13 protein-coding genes are annotated in these 14,551 nt (G+C 61.7%); 5 read left to right on the forward strand and 8 right to left on the reverse strand.

Annotation, left to right across the window (positions count from 1 at the left end; translation table 11 throughout):
• Positions 1–36: 36 nt before the first annotated feature.
• The 4 genes from I7X13_RS02595 to I7X13_RS02610 all read right to left on the reverse strand — a co-directional run bounded on the left by I7X13_RS02595 (position 37) and on the right by I7X13_RS02610 (position 3,551).
• Positions 37–1,296, reverse strand: coding sequence for an O-antigen ligase family protein (locus I7X13_RS02595; protein WP_198074234.1), 1,260 nt, complete (start codon positions 1,294–1,296; stop codon positions 37–39).
• Between the two features lie 46 nt (positions 1,297–1,342).
• The gene (locus tag I7X13_RS02600) at positions 1,343–2,086 is read right to left on the reverse strand and encodes a (Fe-S)-binding protein (RefSeq protein WP_198074235.1); all 744 of its coding nucleotides are present in this window, start codon (positions 2,084–2,086) and stop codon (positions 1,343–1,345) included.
• A gap of 12 nt (positions 2,087–2,098) precedes the next feature.
• The gene (locus I7X13_RS02605; RefSeq protein WP_198074236.1) at positions 2,099–2,950 is read right to left on the reverse strand and encodes a hydroxymethylglutaryl-CoA lyase; all 852 of its coding nucleotides are present in this window, start codon (positions 2,948–2,950) and stop codon (positions 2,099–2,101) included.
• Between the two features lie 67 nt (positions 2,951–3,017).
• The gene (locus tag I7X13_RS02610) at positions 3,018–3,551 is read right to left on the reverse strand and encodes a TapB family protein (protein WP_198074237.1); all 534 of its coding nucleotides are present in this window, start codon (positions 3,549–3,551) and stop codon (positions 3,018–3,020) included.
• A gap of 180 nt (positions 3,552–3,731) precedes the next feature.
• Between I7X13_RS02610 and I7X13_RS02615 the strand changes: the two genes are divergently transcribed.
• The 3 genes from I7X13_RS02615 (at position 3,732) to I7X13_RS02625 (ending at position 5,047) form a co-directional block, all read left to right on the forward strand.
• Positions 3,732–3,977 (forward strand): hypothetical protein, encoded by a 246-nt coding sequence (locus I7X13_RS02615; RefSeq protein WP_198068215.1) that lies wholly within the window; start codon positions 3,732–3,734, stop codon positions 3,975–3,977.
• Positions 3,970–4,308, forward strand: a complete 339-nt coding sequence (locus I7X13_RS02620; protein ID WP_198068216.1) for a hypothetical protein — start codon at positions 3,970–3,972, stop codon at positions 4,306–4,308. Before I7X13_RS02615 ends, I7X13_RS02620 begins: the two co-directional genes overlap by 8 nt.
• 85 nt (positions 4,309–4,393) lie before the next feature.
• Positions 4,394–5,047: a cytochrome c oxidase subunit 3 gene (locus tag I7X13_RS02625; protein ID WP_198074238.1), complete on the forward strand. Its 654-nt coding sequence runs from the start codon at positions 4,394–4,396 to the stop codon at positions 5,045–5,047.
• Positions 5,048–5,146: 99 nt separating this feature from the next.
• Here the strand turns inward: I7X13_RS02625 and I7X13_RS02630 are convergent, their stop codons facing one another.
• A complete protein-coding gene (locus I7X13_RS02630; protein ID WP_198074239.1) occupies positions 5,147–7,441 on the reverse strand; it encodes a T9SS type B sorting domain-containing protein in 2,295 nt (764 codons plus the stop codon).
• A gap of 188 nt (positions 7,442–7,629) precedes the next feature.
• Between I7X13_RS02630 and I7X13_RS02635 the strand changes: the two genes are divergently transcribed.
• Positions 7,630–9,702: a M1 family metallopeptidase gene (locus I7X13_RS02635; RefSeq protein ID WP_198074240.1), complete on the forward strand. Its 2,073-nt coding sequence runs from the start codon at positions 7,630–7,632 to the stop codon at positions 9,700–9,702.
• 78 nt (positions 9,703–9,780) lie between these two features.
• Here the strand turns inward: I7X13_RS02635 and I7X13_RS02640 are convergent, their stop codons facing one another.
• From I7X13_RS02640 to I7X13_RS02650, 3 genes are all read right to left on the reverse strand, one after another.
• Positions 9,781–10,416 (reverse strand): hypothetical protein, encoded by a 636-nt coding sequence (locus I7X13_RS02640; protein ID WP_198068220.1) that lies wholly within the window; start codon positions 10,414–10,416, stop codon positions 9,781–9,783.
• 196 nt (positions 10,417–10,612) lie between these two features.
• Complete coding sequence (locus I7X13_RS02645) at positions 10,613–11,053, reverse strand: DUF2147 domain-containing protein (RefSeq protein ID WP_198068221.1); 441 nt, start codon at positions 11,051–11,053, stop codon at positions 10,613–10,615.
• Between the two features lie 612 nt (positions 11,054–11,665).
• Positions 11,666–12,583 carry a C40 family peptidase gene (locus tag I7X13_RS02650; protein ID WP_198074241.1) on the reverse strand — a complete coding sequence of 306 codons (918 nt, stop codon included), beginning with the start codon at positions 12,581–12,583 and terminating at the stop codon, positions 11,666–11,668.
• A 135-nt stretch (positions 12,584–12,718) separates the two neighbouring features.
• Here I7X13_RS02650 and I7X13_RS02655 point away from each other — a divergent pair, with 135 nt between their 5' ends.
• The gene (locus I7X13_RS02655; protein ID WP_233454641.1) at positions 12,719–14,530 is read left to right on the forward strand and encodes a M61 family metallopeptidase; all 1,812 of its coding nucleotides are present in this window, start codon (positions 12,719–12,721) and stop codon (positions 14,528–14,530) included.
• The last annotated feature ends 21 nt before the right edge of the window (positions 14,531–14,551 follow it).

Below are 14,551 nucleotides of genomic sequence, written 5' to 3' on the forward strand. Positions count from 1 at the left end.
ATCAATGAGCACAAATGCCGCGCCACGGAAGCACTATCAGTTGGCTTGTGGCTCGGTCAGCGCTTCGGTGGCGCGGCGCTCGCCAGCTACCACCAGAAAGCCGTAGCCAAACACAAACAGGTTCAGGCCCAACTGCAGGTCCAGCGGCGCATCCACCAGCATGCTAGTGGCCTGCATTAGCATGAATACCCCAATGGCCGGCTGCCGCCGGGCCCAGGGCCGGGTGAGCGGCCAGAACATTACGGCCAGCAGCAAGGCCAGGCCCACTATGCCACCGCCCACCATGGCTTGCAGGAATTGGTTGTGCACTTCGATGCGGTTTTCGGGCTCAAGGCCGAATCCCTGCCAATCGTACTGGGTCATCATGGCGGCGCGGGCATCGGCCGGGGCCACGCCCATCAGCCAGTGCTGGGCAATGACGTGGACCGCCGTTTCGATGGCCGCCAGCCGGCGCGACAACGAATAGTGGTTGATGTCGTGGCCTGTAGTGAACTGTTCAAGGTCCCAGTGTGTGGCCTCCACCCGTTGCTGCACCGACTCCAGCCCGTGGTAGGCCGCCCACGGCCCCAGCACCAGCAGCGCCAGCAAGCCCAGGCCCAGCGCCAGATTGCGGCGCAGCAACAGGCGCACCACGACCGCAAATAAGGCCGTGTAGAAAACCAGAAGGCCCGTGCGGTAAGCCAGTACGTGCAGCGTGACAGCCGCCGCCGCCGCCGCCGCCAGCAGTGCCCCGCGCAGCAGCCGGCCGGCCAGCGCCTCGCGGCGCAGCAGCAGCCCCCAGCAGCAGCCCAGGGCCAGCATGACCCCGAACGAGATGTGGAAAATATGGGTGAAGGCCGGCATGTTCTTCCCAAATATGATTTCCTCGTTGGCAAAGGCGGCGTTTTGCCAGTACTGTACCAGCGTGGCGAGGCCCGCAGCCGCCACACCCAGCACAAACACGCTGCCCACCGCCAGGCGCTGCCCCCGCGTGAGGGGCACGGCCAGCGTGAAGGCCAGCGGTACCGCCAGCCAGGTAAGGTCGCGGAATAACTCGTGCCGCCACACCAGCAACTCCGAAGTGTAAAGGCCACTAATTAGTAGAAAGACGATTACCGCCGCCGCCCGCATGGCCGCCCCGTTCCGGAAATAGCCCGGAATGGCACGTCGCAGCTGCGGATTGGCCAGAGCCGCCACCACGCCCACAATGGGCGCAATGGCAATCAGCGCCCGGGAAGCCAGCAGGCCCGCAATGCCCGCCAAACAAGCCAGCAGCAGCAGATACTGCGAGAGCCGGCCGGATAAATAATGCTGCACGAAAATGATAAGGAGGGGAGAAACAGGGATAATACGAAGAACCAACTTACCAGCCGCTGGCTAGCACATCGGCCACGTGCAGGCACTTCAACGGCAGCTTTTCCTTTTTAATGTATGATTCGAGGTGCATGAGACAGCTCACGTCGGTGCTCACGATAAAGTCGGCCCCGGTGTCGAGGGCGTGCTCCACCTTTTGCTGAGCCATGGCCACCGAAATGGCTTCAAATTTCACCGCAAACGTGCCACCGAAGCCGCAGCAAGTAGTGGTTTCGGCCATTTCGAGGCGCTCCAGGCCGGCCACGGCGTCCAGCAGCTGGCGTGGTTGCGCCCGTAGGCCGCATTCGCGCAGGCCCGAGCAGGAGTCGTGGTAGGTGTACTTGCCGGCCAGCCGCGCGCCCGGCACGGCCGTGATGCCCAGCACGTCGACGAGAAATTCGGTCAGCTCGTACACGCGGCCCTGCACGGCCCGGCAGGCGGCCTGTTCGGGCCGGCCGGCGTACAAATCGGAGTAGCTGTTGCGTACCATGCCCACGCACGAGGCCGACGGGCTCACAATATAGCGCTGGGCATCGGTGGCCGGGGCGGCAAAGTCGGCGAGGAATTTGTCGGCCACGGCGCGGCTCTGGTCCACGTAGCCGGCGTTGTAGGCCGGCTGGCCGCAGCAGGTTTGGTTAGGGTTGTAATTGACCGCCACGCCCACTCGCTCCAGCACGCGCACCATGTGCATGGCCGTGGCCGGGTAAAGCTGGTCGACGAAGCAGGGAATGAAAATATCGACGGTGGTCGCCATCAGCACGAAGTTTTAATGAAACCCAAAAACCTGGCCCGCCGCCGCCTGGGCCTCTCCGAACGCCTGCAGGTTCAGTCCCGAATCTACTCCCTTTTCGCCCAGAAAAGCCAATAAATTCTCGGTGGCCATGTTGCCCGTCAGCTCATCGGCCGCCATGGGGCAGCCTCCAATGCCGCCAATGGCGCCGTCGAAACGGCGGCAGCCGGCCGTGTAGGCGGCGGCCACCTTCTCGTGCCAGGAGGTGGGCGTGGTGTGCAAATGCGCGCCAAACTCAATGGCCGGGAAAGCCGGAATCAGCGCCGAAAACAGGGGCTCAATGGTGGCGGCCGTGCTGGCTCCGATGGTATCGGACAGCGCCACGATGCGAATGCCCAGCGCCGCCAGCTTAGCCGTGAAATCGGTTACGATTTCCGGATTCCAGGCGTCGCCGTAGGGGTTGCCGAAACCCATGGACAGATAGGTAACCAGTGTTTTGCCGTGCTGCTCGCAACGCTCGTGCATGGCGGCTACGTCGGCCAATGCTTCGGCGGGGCTCTGGTTGGTGTTGCGCCGCTGGAAGGTGGCCGACACCGAGAGGGGAAAGCCCAGGTAGCTGATTTCGGGGTGTTGCAGGGCGGTTTCGGCCCCGCGCAGGTTGGCCACGATGGCCAGCAGCTTGGTCTGGGTAGTGCTGAGGTCGAGGCCGGCCAGCACTTCGGCGGTGTCGCGCAGCTGCGGAATGGCTTTGGGTGACACGAAGGAACCAAAGTCCAGCGTGTCAAACCCCACCTGCAGCAGCGAGTTGAGGTAGGCGGTTTTGGTGGCGGTGGGAATGAAGTCGGGCAGGCCCTGCATGGCGTCGCGCGGGCATTCAATAAGCTTCATGGGCAGCAGGAGTGAGGGGGCGGGTTTGGAAGGCCCCAAAGGTAGCAGCCCGCGCCGTGGCCGGGTGCTACCGCAGCTTGCTCAGCACCCGGCTTTGCAGCAGCTTGCCGTTGCTATCGTAATAATCGGTTTTAATAAGGCCGATGATGGGGGCATAATAATCGACCTGCTTGCCGCCGCTTTTTGGGCCGGGCTGGGGTGTGTTGGTCGGGGTATATTGGCCGGTAACCGGGTAGCAGCTGAAAGTGCCGGCCGGCACGGTTACCTGTGTTGGGGCCGCGCCCGCCCGGCATTGTTTCAGCAGGGAGTCCAGCTCAGCACTAGCCGACGCAGTGCTGCCCGCCAAGGCAATTGCCCCGGTCGGGTCTGCAATTGTCTTGCCCTCCGCATCAAGCAGCACGTATTTAATATTTGAGCCTTCGTACACTCCCATCGTAGCGGCCTGGCTGGCAAATGGACCACTGGGCTCAAAAGCAAGGTCTGAAATGTCGGCAACACGGGGGGCGTGAGCGGATTCGGCAGCAAGCTGGGCATGGGCAGGAACCGAAATCAACAGGAAAAAGGCTGCCGCGTGAAGCGGGCGGATAGTGGAAAGATGCATCGAACAATAAATAACAATAGCAGTCGGAGGTGCTCTACGCAGGTTTCCTGCGTGGCGGATGAAACAGCAACTCTGGCCTGCGCGTTGCGTTAGCAGGGGCAAAGGTCGTACTTTGCGGCCAGCTGGCCCGCGCTGACGGGTATTTTGACTCCTAGGTTTTCACCATCCATTTGCTGTTTTATGCCTGATTCCTCCTCTCCCAACTGGGCCGATATGGCCGCCTCGCTGCTCGGCAAGCTTTCGGGCGGTGTGGAGCTAAGCTGTGCCTTCGACCAAATGGAGCTGCAAGTGCCCAACCCGCAAAACCCCAACGCCCCGGCCGCCACCTGGAAGCTAAATGGCTCGCTGCGCATCCGCACGCGGGGCGAGCAGCCCGCCTCGGCACCCCAATTGCCCACCAGCAGCACCCCCAACCCCGGTGCCTAGCACGCTCGAAATTGAGGCTCAGCTGGTCATCAACTGGAATGGCCACGCCTTGCAGCTGGCCGCCGCCGGTACCTACCTTATTTTGAATATTCCCAGCCAGCAGGTGCTCGACGAGCTCACGGCCGGTCCGCCCAAGCCGCCGGGCACCCCTAAAGCCCCCAAATCCAGCGGCCCCGACCCGCTCCAGCAAATCAACGATTTGGCCCGGCAGCTGGGCTGGGTGCTCGACCTGCGCGTGGGCGGCAAAACCTACGTCACCTTTGGCGTGCAGCGCACCCCCAAAATCACGCTCAACGCCGTGCTGGGCAAGATTGGCTCCTTCTTCAAATAGGGCGCAACTTTCGGGCAAATTTGGGCGGGTGTGCAACTAATTATCACCGCGTTAGTTTCGGTAGTATCTCCCTTGGTGCTACCCCATGAACTCCGAATTCGAACGCAATAATCAGGTTGGGGCGCGGCGAAATTCCTCGTCGTTTGGCCGTATCGAACGCATGCCCCCGCTCCTGGTGGCGGGATATCTGGCCATGGTTGCCATCGCCATCATGTTCGTAATGCTGGTGGCAGCCTACGTGACCACTCGCCTGCGGAGCGGGGTGCCCACCGGGCTGCATCCGCTGCCCCGCTACTTTTCCCTTAGCACCATCGTGCTGCTCCTGAGCAGCTATACCATCGGGCAGGCACGGCGCCTCTATGCTCAGGACGACCTGGGCAGCCTGGCCCGCTGCCTGGGCGCCACCCTGCTACTGGGCTGCGTGTTTGCCGGGTTGCAGGTGCTGGGCTGGCGCGAGCTGATGACGCAGGGCGTGTTTTTTCAGGGGCGCACCAGCACCAGCAGCGGCCAGTTCATCTACCTCATATCGGCGCTGCACGTGGCCCATTTGCTGGGTGGGGTGCTGTTTCTGCTGGCGCTGCTGCTGCGCGTCGCCCACGCCGACCGCGACGCCGTGCGCTCGCTTGTGTTCATTCGCAACCCCTATCACCGCCGACAATTACAACTCATGGGCACCTACTGGCATTTCATCGACGTGCTGTGGGTGGTGCTGTTTGCCGTCTTTCTATTTATGTATTAAAATCGAAATTTCGGATTATATAATAATGATTTTCAGCACAAAGGCCCGCTGCAGTTGTAGCGGGCCTTTGTGCTGAAAATGGAGAGGTGCTGAATCAGATTAAGGCTTCACTTCCAGCCAGCCTTTGAAAGAGCGGCCGTCAGTGTATGTCACCAAATAATAGTATAGGCTGCCGCTTCCTTCGCCGGGCCACCGGAATTCCCGGTCGTGCGACTCGAACAGCTGCTGCCCCCAGCGCGAGAAAATCCGGACACTGGCAAACTGCTCATCGCAGAAGTTGAGCGGCAGCTCCGGCAAGCGAAACTCATCGTTCACACGGTCGCCGTTCGGAGTGATGATGTTGTAGAGCTTCAGCTCCGGCGACTCGGGCCGGATGACTTCGAAGCGCACGGTCTGTGCCTGAGGAACGGGCCGGCAGGTGGCGTCCACCAGCCGGAAGGTCACGTCCAGGGGGCGGTGCAGCACCACGGCATCGCAGCTCACGTCCCAGCGAAAAGTGCCGGCCGCCACGCCCGTGCCGTTCTGCGCCGTGAAGCTCATGCCGGCTTCGGCCAGGGCAAAATTCTCGCTGGTGGCGGTCAGCGTCAGGCCGTCGCGGTCGGCATCAGCCCCGGCCAGCGCGGTGGTGAACGTAGCGCCCAGCGGCAGGCGCACCACGGGCAGCACTCCAGGGCTCGCAGGCAGCGGGAACAGTGGGCTGGCCGTGAGCACCGGTGGGGTATTGGCGTAGCGCACCACAACGGGCACCGAAATTATGGCGGCCTGCCGCTCGGTACACGGCGAAGTGGCTGCCGCGAACTGAAATACCAGAACCGAATCTGGCCCCACGGCCCGGCAGTCCACGCGCCAGGAAAAGCGCCCCTGCTGCTGGTTGCCGGCCGGGGCCTGCGTGAGGGTGGCCCCCAGGCTGGCAGGATTGAAGCCCTGCCCGGTCATTTCCAGCTGGATGGGGTCGTTGTCAGGGTCAGTGCCGGTCAGGTTGAAGGTAACCAGGTCGCCCACCCGCACATGTAAAGGCAGGCCCGGCCCGGCCGTGGTAGTGAGCGTAGGTGGCGAGTTGGGCGGGGGCACCGAGGTGAAAGCCACGCGCACGGTATCGCGCTTGGGCAGGCTACAGCCGTCGTCGCCCACCACCACATCCAGTAGGAAAACCCGGCCCCGGGTATTGATGCAATCAGGAAAGCAAAGGGTGGCTGTGAGCGTATCGGGCTGGCCGGGGCTGCGCACCGCGCCGCTGGTGGCGGTGGTGAAAGCTGGCAGCAGACCCGAAAAATTGACCGGACTGAGCGATAACGAGAGGCGCGAATTGGGGTCTGGGTCGGTGAAGCGCAGGCGCACGCAGTGGTTACTGCCCGGCACTAGATGCAGGGTATCGCGGCCCGGCCGGTATGGAACGTTGCTGGCGGCAGCTGGCAGCAGTACCATGCTGGGCTTAGTGTTGGTGGGGCAGTTGAGCACCATCAGTTGGAAATCGCGGCGCGACTCGCCGATTTTTTCGCCCCTCCGGTATTCCGAGCAGCTCACGCCAAACACAAACAGCCCCAGATTGCTGGGGCGCACCGTGAGCCGCCCCGTGAACCGGTTGATTTGGAGCGTGGGCGTGCCCGGAATCTGATTAAGAGTGCCTAGCGGAGGAAGAGCGGGCTGGCCCGGCAGCGCCGGGGCGGGCGGCTGCCAGGTGATGGTTGAGTAGGGGCCCGGCGAAGCTGACGCCGGCTTGGGAGTGGTGGCATTGGAATGCCCGTTGAGCGGGGTCACTAACTCATACACCAGCGAGTCCTTATCGGCATCCTGACCGCCGAAATCGTAATAGAAAAGCTCGTCGCGACAGGCATAATCGGCCAGGGGCGGGAAAATGCGCGGCGTGGAATCGTAGAAAGTCTGGCCGCGCCGCACCACCGATGGGAATTCGAGATAGAAGGTCTGGGCCGCCCCGCCGGGGTCCACGATGTTGCTGATGGAGTTGTTGCGACAGCAGCGCTCCACGGCAGCGTAATAGCCCTGCGGGCCGTTGTACGTGCCGGCCGGGAGCGTAATCGCCTTGCTGTACACCAGCTTACGGGTGCTGAGCGTGGGCTTGGCACAGGCCGGGTTGGTATAGCTGACGAAGGTATTGCTAGTGAGCGGCAGCAGCACGTTCATCATCCGGGCATTGGTGGCTTTGTCGAAAATGCTGGCCGTCAGGTCGGCATCGAGGGCGCTGGGGCTGCCGTTGTAGGCATCAAAATAAAGGTTGAGCAGGAGGGTGTAAGAATCGCCGGAATTGTGCACCAGCTCCATTTCGCCCCCCACAATGTGCGTAGCGCGTGCTGGCTCTGCCAAACCCAGCCAACTCGCTATAAACAGCAGGAAGCCAAGCGGAAACGGGTGGAGCAGGCGGGGGCGGTAGAGCATGCCAAAAGGAAAAAAGCAAATTAAATCCTGATAAAGCCGAAATATACGGCTGCCCAGACCAATAGTAAGCCGAACAATGGCCGAGGCCAATAAAGCCATTTTTATCTTAGCCAACGTACCTTCGAATGCTTGATTCGCAACCGGCCCGAACCGGCTTTTATTTCTCCGCATTTCCACATCTTTCCCTTATGCGTCGTCATCTCTACGCTCTCTTTACCAGTGCCTTGCTTGGTGCCCCCGGGCTGCTGCTGGCCCAATCTACGCCCACCGCGCCCCAACAGATTGCCGCGGGGCCAGATGCCGGCCTGGTCTGTGCGGCGGGCCGCATCGCCAATGCCCAGCGCACGGCCACTTCCTCGGTGGCCCACCGCGCCAAAATGAACCGCTACGATGTCAAGTACTACAAGCTCGACCTGGCCCTTGAAAATACCTCGCTGAACGTGTCCGGCTCGGTGCTGATGCGTGTGCGGGTAGGCAGCCAGGCGCTCGATTCGCTGGCGTTTGAGTTGTATCAGGCCCCGGCGGGCTCGCCCGCCGGCACGGCCACGCTACTCATCGACTCGGTGGTGGTGAACGGGAAACGCTCGCCCGGCATCCGGCGGGTGGGGCAGGACGTGAACGCCAAGCTGGCCCAGGTGGCCCCCGCCAATGCCTTGGCCGATGCCCGCATCTACTACCACGGCACGGCCCCGAGTGGAAACTCAGCCGCCATCGGCAACGGCCTGAGCAACCGCACCCAAGGCCAGATTGGCTACACAAATGTCATTCCGTACAACATTACCTACAGCCTCTCGGAGCCGTTTTCGGCCCACGAGTGGTTCCCGTGCAAGCAGGTGCTGACCGATAAGGCCGATTCCAGCGACGTGTGGGTGACCACCACGCTCCCCAACAAGGTGGGCTCCAACGGCGTGCTCACGCGCACCGTGAGCCTGCCTAATGGCAAAGTGCGCTACGAATGGAAATCACGCCATCCGATTGATTATTACCTGATTTCGGTAGCGGTGGCGCCCTACGTGGAGTACGTGAACTACGCCCATCCCACGGGCGGGCCCACCATCCCCATCGTCAACTACCTATACAATCAGGATGCCCTGACCTACTACCAGAGCGAAGTTGACCGGACGCCCGGCTTCATCGAAAACTACTCCAATCTGGTCGGCCTCTACCCGTTTGCCAACGAGAAATACGGCCACAGCATGGCCCCGCTGGGCCTGGGTGGCGGCATGGAGCACCAGACCATGACCACGCAGGATGGTTTTTTCTTCAACCTCACGGCCCACGAGCTGTTCCATCAGTGGTTTGGTGACAACGTGACCTGCGCTTCCTGGGAAGACATCTGGCTGAACGAAGGCTTCGCTTCTTACGGCGAATACATTTCTTATCAGACCTTTACTACCCCCGCCACCGCCCGCAACTGGATGGACAATGCCCACGCCACGGCCCAGCAGAGCTCCGGCAGTGTGTACGTGGCCGATACCACCAACGTCAACCGCATTTTCAGCACTGCCCTGACGTACAAGAAGGGGGCGGCCGTCATCCACATGCTGCGCTATCTGCTGAACGACGACACGAAGTTTTTCCGTGCCCTGCGCACCTACCAGACCACGTACCGCGCCTCCACCGCGCACACCGCCGACCTGCAGCGCATCTTCGAGGCCGAAGCCGGTTTCTCGCTCACCTATTTCTTTCAGCAGTGGTTTCGGGGCAATGGCTACCCCACCTTCAACGGCCGGTGGAACCAGGTGGGCAACACCGTCGTGCTCCGCGTGACCGAAACGGCCTCGGTGCCCTCCGTCACGCCGTTCTTCGACACACAGGTTGACTATCGCCTCACCTTCACCAACGGCACCACGCAAACCGTGCGCCTGCGCCAGTCGCAAGCCACCCAGACGTTTCAGTTTGCGGCTGCCGGCACGGTATCCAGCATCGCCGTCGACCCCGACCAGTGGATTCTGGACCTGCCCGCCGCCGCGCCTGTGCGCGACAACAGCCTCGCCCTGGCCACCCGCGCCACTGCCGGCGTGGCCCCGCTCACCTTGTTCCCCGTGCCCTGCCACGACCAGCTCCAACTTGCCGCCGTGCCCGCCACCACCGCCCGCGCCGAGGTAGTGGATGCTACCGGCCGCGTGGTGCTGCGCCAGGCCCTGCGCGCCGCCCAGCCGCAACTCGATACCCACGCCCTCGCTCCGGGCCTGTACTACCTGCGCCTGCTCGGCTCCGAAGGCGACATGCTGGGCCGGGGGCATTTCGTGCGGGAATAGCTTTGCGCTCGCGCACAAAAAAAGCCGCTCCCAATCCGGGAGCGGCTTTTTTGTGTTTGAAACAAATGTACCGGGGCGTCAGAATTGACTGTGGTATTCGGCTATCAACGCCTGGGTGGCCGGTGTGGGCGGCGGGGCATCGAACAGCTGCTGCAGCAGCTCATCGAACGAGCTGGCCGGTGTGAAGCCGGGCTGCAGTACCGCGTTGCTGCTGAGGCGGATGAACATGGGATGCCCATTCACCGCCACCAGGTCGATGGTGACCAGGCCGAAGCGCTGGTTGCAGTTGCCCGTTTCGGGGCAGTCGGTAGGGTTGGGCTTGAAGAGCTGCTTGAGAACGGTTTCGCGCAGGTGCTGCTTGCGCTGGGTGCATTGGTCGGCGCAGGCGCGGTGGTAGCCCAGCCCGAGCAGGCGCTCGCCCAAGTACTCATAGAAGTGCCGGAAATTGCCCGGCCCGATGGTGGGGTCGAAGAAAAACATGGCCCCCTGGCGCCCCGCCTCGTGTAGGATTTGCACTTGCAGGCCCCGGCTGCCGCCGGCCCCGCCTTTGCGCAGGTGGTAGGCTTTGTAGTAGGGCTCCAGCCAGTTCAGAAACACCTGCTGCTCTACCCAGCGGGCGTGGCGCCGGGCCTGCGCCGCCGTGAAGGCCACGGCGTGCCAGGCGGCCGGGGCGGCCGCTTTGGGGCGAAACAACTGCTGAATGAAATCGAACAAAACAGGGGGCGTTAGTGGAGTCGAAACACCGGCTTGGGCAAATAGTTTAGGCGCAACGGGCGGCTTGAACCTTCAAATATGCTCAAATAAGCCCAATTGGCCGCCGCAATGCCGATACCGTGCTACAAAAACGGCCGGCCTTCTGGGAAGAAGGCCGGCCGGAGCACTAGCGAGGAAGGAAGCAGATTGCTCGGGGTTATTTCACCCGCGTCCAGGTCTGCGATTTACCGATGAGCGAGAAGCCGATGTAGCCTTTCACTTCCATCGTGTTCTGGCTTTCCATCTTCATGTAGCAGGAGTAAGTTTTGCCGCTTTCGGGGTCGTAGATTTTGCCATCGTCCCACTTATTGTCGCTGTCGTACTTGAAGCCCTGCATGAATACCAGGCCCAGACGGGGGCGGCTGCGCAGCTTGGGGTCGGGGTTTTGCGAGTCGGTTTTGGGCTTGCCGGTGGCGGGGTCGTTGGGGATGGTCAGGCTCACGATTTTGCCGCACAGCTTGTCACCACATTTATAGATTTCAAAGGTGGCTTTCTTCTCCGAATTGGTCCAGATGCCCAGTGGCGACATGGTTTGGGCAGAAGCCATGCCAGCGAGGCCCAGCACGAGGGCAACCAGTAAGAGCAAGGTTTTTTTCATTTCTGAAGGTTGGATGAGGTGGGTTTGAGGGGAAAAGGTAAGCAAAAAAATCAGAGACCAAGCTGGCGGGCAGCCTATCGGCGATATGGCAAGTTTACGGCCAAGTTTATGCGCCGCGCTGCTTACAAGAAATTCGGCAGTATACCCGAAAAAATAATAAGGCTGTTAATCAGCCCTAAAGCTGCTTTTGGGGCTGTATCGCCCTAAAAAAGGCGGGCAAATTTTGAACCTTAGCCCCCGCTATTAACTTTACCGCTCAGTAGTGAGTGCTACGACCCCATTTAAGCGGCCCTAAGGTGCTGGGCTGCGCAAATGAGGCTATTTCGAACGTAAAGAAAGGAGGTACAAAATGTCTAGTAGTCCCAAACAAATCCTGCCAAGCCTGTCGAATGTCGTACGCTTCACCGCAGTACGCGCCTAACAACAGCTTCGTGGGGTAGCTCCTAAGGCTGCCCACATTCGGCCAGGTCTTATCTGAAGACGCCGGAACTGCACCCCAGTTTCGCCGCTTGGTAAGATTTGAAGGATTAGATGCCCGGTTTGCCCAGCCGCCCTTTAGTGGGACGGCAAAGGCAGGCCGGGCATCGCTGCGTTTAAGCGGTTTCGATTGGTCTACTTTCGCGCTTTGGCAGCCGGGCGTTTCGTAGCAGTTGTATGAACAGGCATGGCTGGCAGCTTGCGCTTGGTGGTGGAGGCCTTCTTGGCTGAGACGTTGGTTTTCACCAGCACTTTCTTAGCCGTTGCCTTAGCAGTCAGTTTCTTGGCGGTGACCTTCTTTTTCGCGGTGGTTGTGGCGTTTGGGTATTTCTTCGTCGCCAGCCGCTGAGGAAGCGCCGGAACTGGCTCAGCTACTTCCTCCAGGGCTACCCGGCGGGCGGGCAGCGCGGCTACGCGTGGCGTGCTGGCTGGGGCCGGCAGCAGCTTTGGCCGCGCCGTGGCTACGATGCCCGTGCCCGGCCCCAGCACCCGCCGCACCTGCATAAAGCGCCGCTCGTAGTCGGAGTTTTCTACTTGGCTCACCTTCACAAACGGCTCGCGGCGCGAGGAGGAGGCGTGGACAAAGCGCAGCGGCAGTTCGCCCCGGTTCGAAATAACAATGCCGGCGTGGCCCGGCGTGGTGCTGGTAGCGGCCGTGCCGGTGAACACGACGATGTCGCCGGGCTGCGCTTCGGCGCGGGCCACGGGCCGGCCCACATCAATGAGCAGCGCGGTGGAATGCGGCACCTGAACGCCAAAATGGGCGAAGGTGTACATGATGAAACCCGAGCAGTCGAACCCGGTGAGCGGCGAGGTGCCGGCGTACACGTAGGGCGTGCCGCGCTGAGCCAGCCCGAAGGCCACGATGCTGTCGGCGCGGGGCGGGAGGGCAGTGCCGGCAGCAGTGCGCAGAGCGGTGGGCTGGGCACGCAATGCGGGGTCGGCTAATGGGGCGTCCGTCGCGGGTTGAGCGGGCTGGTGCTTGCCCAAGCGCGGCAGAATAGCCACCATCGACAGCAGCAGCCCCACAAAAATCATCCAGATATATCGCATACAAAATCCCGGCAAAAAGGGCGGGGCCGCCGGATAAGCGCCACGCTAGCTCCTAACGGCAGGGCCGCCCGCTAGGTTGGAGGCAACCCGTGGGGCTTACTTTGTGCCCTTGCTTCCAATTCATACATTTTCCGAATGCTTAGAAATTCAAACGTATTGATGAGTGCCGCTGGCTTGGCGGGACTGCTGTTAACTACCGGTGCAAACGCCCGCCCGGCGGCCGTGGTGCCCACGTTGCGCTACACGCTGGCAATGCCGCTGCCGCAGTCCCATTACTTCGAGGTGAAGATGGAACTGGGCGGTTTTCCGGCCGACTACACCGACGTAAAAATGCCCGTGTGGGCGCCCGGCTCGTATCTGGTGCGCGAGTACGCCAAGAATGTGGAAGGCTTCCAAGCCCAAACCAGCGGCGGACAGGCCCTGACGGTAGAGAAAATCAACAAGAATACCTGGCGGGTGCGCCACCCCAAGCAGGCCAATTTCCGGGTGAGCTACCGCGTGTACGCGTTTGAGCTGAGCGTACGCACGTCGTTTATCGACGGCGACCACGGCTACCTGAACGGCAGCAGTGTGTTTATGTATCCGGCCGACAACAAGATGCTGGGCAGCACGCTCACCGTGCAGCCCGCCGCCGGCTGGGAGAAGGTGAGCACTGCCCTACGCCCCGGCCCCGGCAAGTTCACCTACAAAGCGGCGAGCTACGACGAACTAGCTGATTCGCCGATTGAAATCGGCAACCAGAAAGTGCTGGAATTCACCGCTAACGGCACCCCGCACCAGGTGGCCATGTACGGCACTTACACCGCCGACGACGCCAAAATCGTGGCCGATATGAAGCGTGTGTGCGAAGAAGCGCACCGCGTGGTGGGCCAGAATCCACTCGACCATTACGTGTTCATCGTGCACAACCTGGAGCGCGGCGGCGGCGGCCTGGAGCACCTGTATTCGACCACCCTGGAAGTAAGCCGCACCACCTACGGCACCGATGCCGGCATGAAGTCCTTCCTCGGCCTGGTGGCGCACGAGTATTTCCACCTCTGGAACGTGAAGCGCATCCGGCCGGTGGCGCTGGGGCCGTTCAACTACGACCAGGAAAACTACACCCACATGCTCTGGGTGAGCGAGGGCATGACTGAATACTACTCCAAGCAGATCCTGGAACGTGCCGGGGTGCTGACCCGCGACGAGTACCTGGGCAAGCTGGGAAACGCCATTACAGAGGTAGAAAACACGCCCGGCAACCGCATTCAGTCGGCTGCCGAGTCGAGCTTTGATGCCTGGATTAAGTATTACCGGCCCAATGAAAACGCCAACAACACCCAAATCAGCTATTACTCGAAAGGCGACCTGATTGGCACCTGGCTCGACCTGAGCATTGCCCAGGCCACCAACGGCGCGAAACACCTCGACGACGTGATGCGCCTTCTCTACGACACGTATTACGTGAAGGCCAAGCGCGGCTTCACCGACCAGGAATACCAGGATGCCGTGGCCACTGTAGCCGGCCGCCGCTTCGATGAGTTCTTCCAGAACAGCGTGTACGGCACCAAACCCATTGACTTTGCCACCGCCCTCGGCTACGCGGGCCTCACGCTGACCAGCGCCCCGCTGAGCACCGATGGCACGCTTGGCGCCAACTTCTCGAACCGCACCGGCAAGCTGCTCGTGACCAGCGTGGTGCGCGACGGCGCGGCTTGGAACACCGGCCTCAGCGCCACCGACGAGGTGCTGCTCATCAACGGGGCTGCGCCCAGCGACGAAACCGTGAAGAGTCTCATTAGCAGCCCCGTAGGTACCGACGTGAAGCTGCAGGTGCGGCGCGACGGCCTCACCCGCGACATTACGCTGAAGGCGCTGCCCAACCCGGACCGCAAGTTCACAGTGCAGCCCGTGGCCAGCCCCACTGCCGCCCAGCAAAAAGTGCTGGCCAAGTGGCTGGGAAAATAGTGGTTAACGGTTAGTGATTAG

It is taken from the genome of Hymenobacter negativus, from assembly GCF_016056375.1.
GTDB lineage: Bacteria > Bacteroidota > Bacteroidia > Cytophagales > Hymenobacteraceae > Hymenobacter > Hymenobacter negativus_A.

Bases quoted from the DNA above. Each gene is read 5' to 3' on its own strand.
- I7X13_RS02600 (WP_198074235.1), bottom strand. From the start codon at position 2,086: ATGGCGACCACCGTCGATATTTTCATTCCCTGCTTCGTCGACCAGCTT.
- I7X13_RS02605 (WP_198074236.1), bottom strand. From the start codon at position 2,950: ATGAAGCTTATTGAATGCCCGCGCGACGCCATGCAGGGCCTGCCCGAC.
- I7X13_RS02610 (WP_198074237.1), bottom strand. From the start codon at position 3,551: ATGCATCTTTCCACTATCCGCCCGCTTCACGCGGCAGCCTTTTTCCTG.
- I7X13_RS02615 (WP_198068215.1), top strand. From the start codon at position 3,732: ATGCCTGATTCCTCCTCTCCCAACTGGGCCGATATGGCCGCCTCGCTG.
- I7X13_RS02625 (WP_198074238.1), top strand. From the start codon at position 4,394: ATGAACTCCGAATTCGAACGCAATAATCAGGTTGGGGCGCGGCGAAAT.
- I7X13_RS02630 (WP_198074239.1), bottom strand. From the start codon at position 7,441: ATGCTCTACCGCCCCCGCCTGCTCCACCCGTTTCCGCTTGGCTTCCTG.
- I7X13_RS02635 (WP_198074240.1), top strand. From the start codon at position 7,630: ATGCGTCGTCATCTCTACGCTCTCTTTACCAGTGCCTTGCTTGGTGCC.
- I7X13_RS02645 (WP_198068221.1), bottom strand. From the start codon at position 11,053: ATGAAAAAAACCTTGCTCTTACTGGTTGCCCTCGTGCTGGGCCTCGCT.
- I7X13_RS02650 (WP_198074241.1), bottom strand. From the start codon at position 12,583: ATGCGATATATCTGGATGATTTTTGTGGGGCTGCTGCTGTCGATGGTG.
- I7X13_RS02655 (WP_233454641.1), top strand. From the start codon at position 12,719: ATGCTTAGAAATTCAAACGTATTGATGAGTGCCGCTGGCTTGGCGGGA.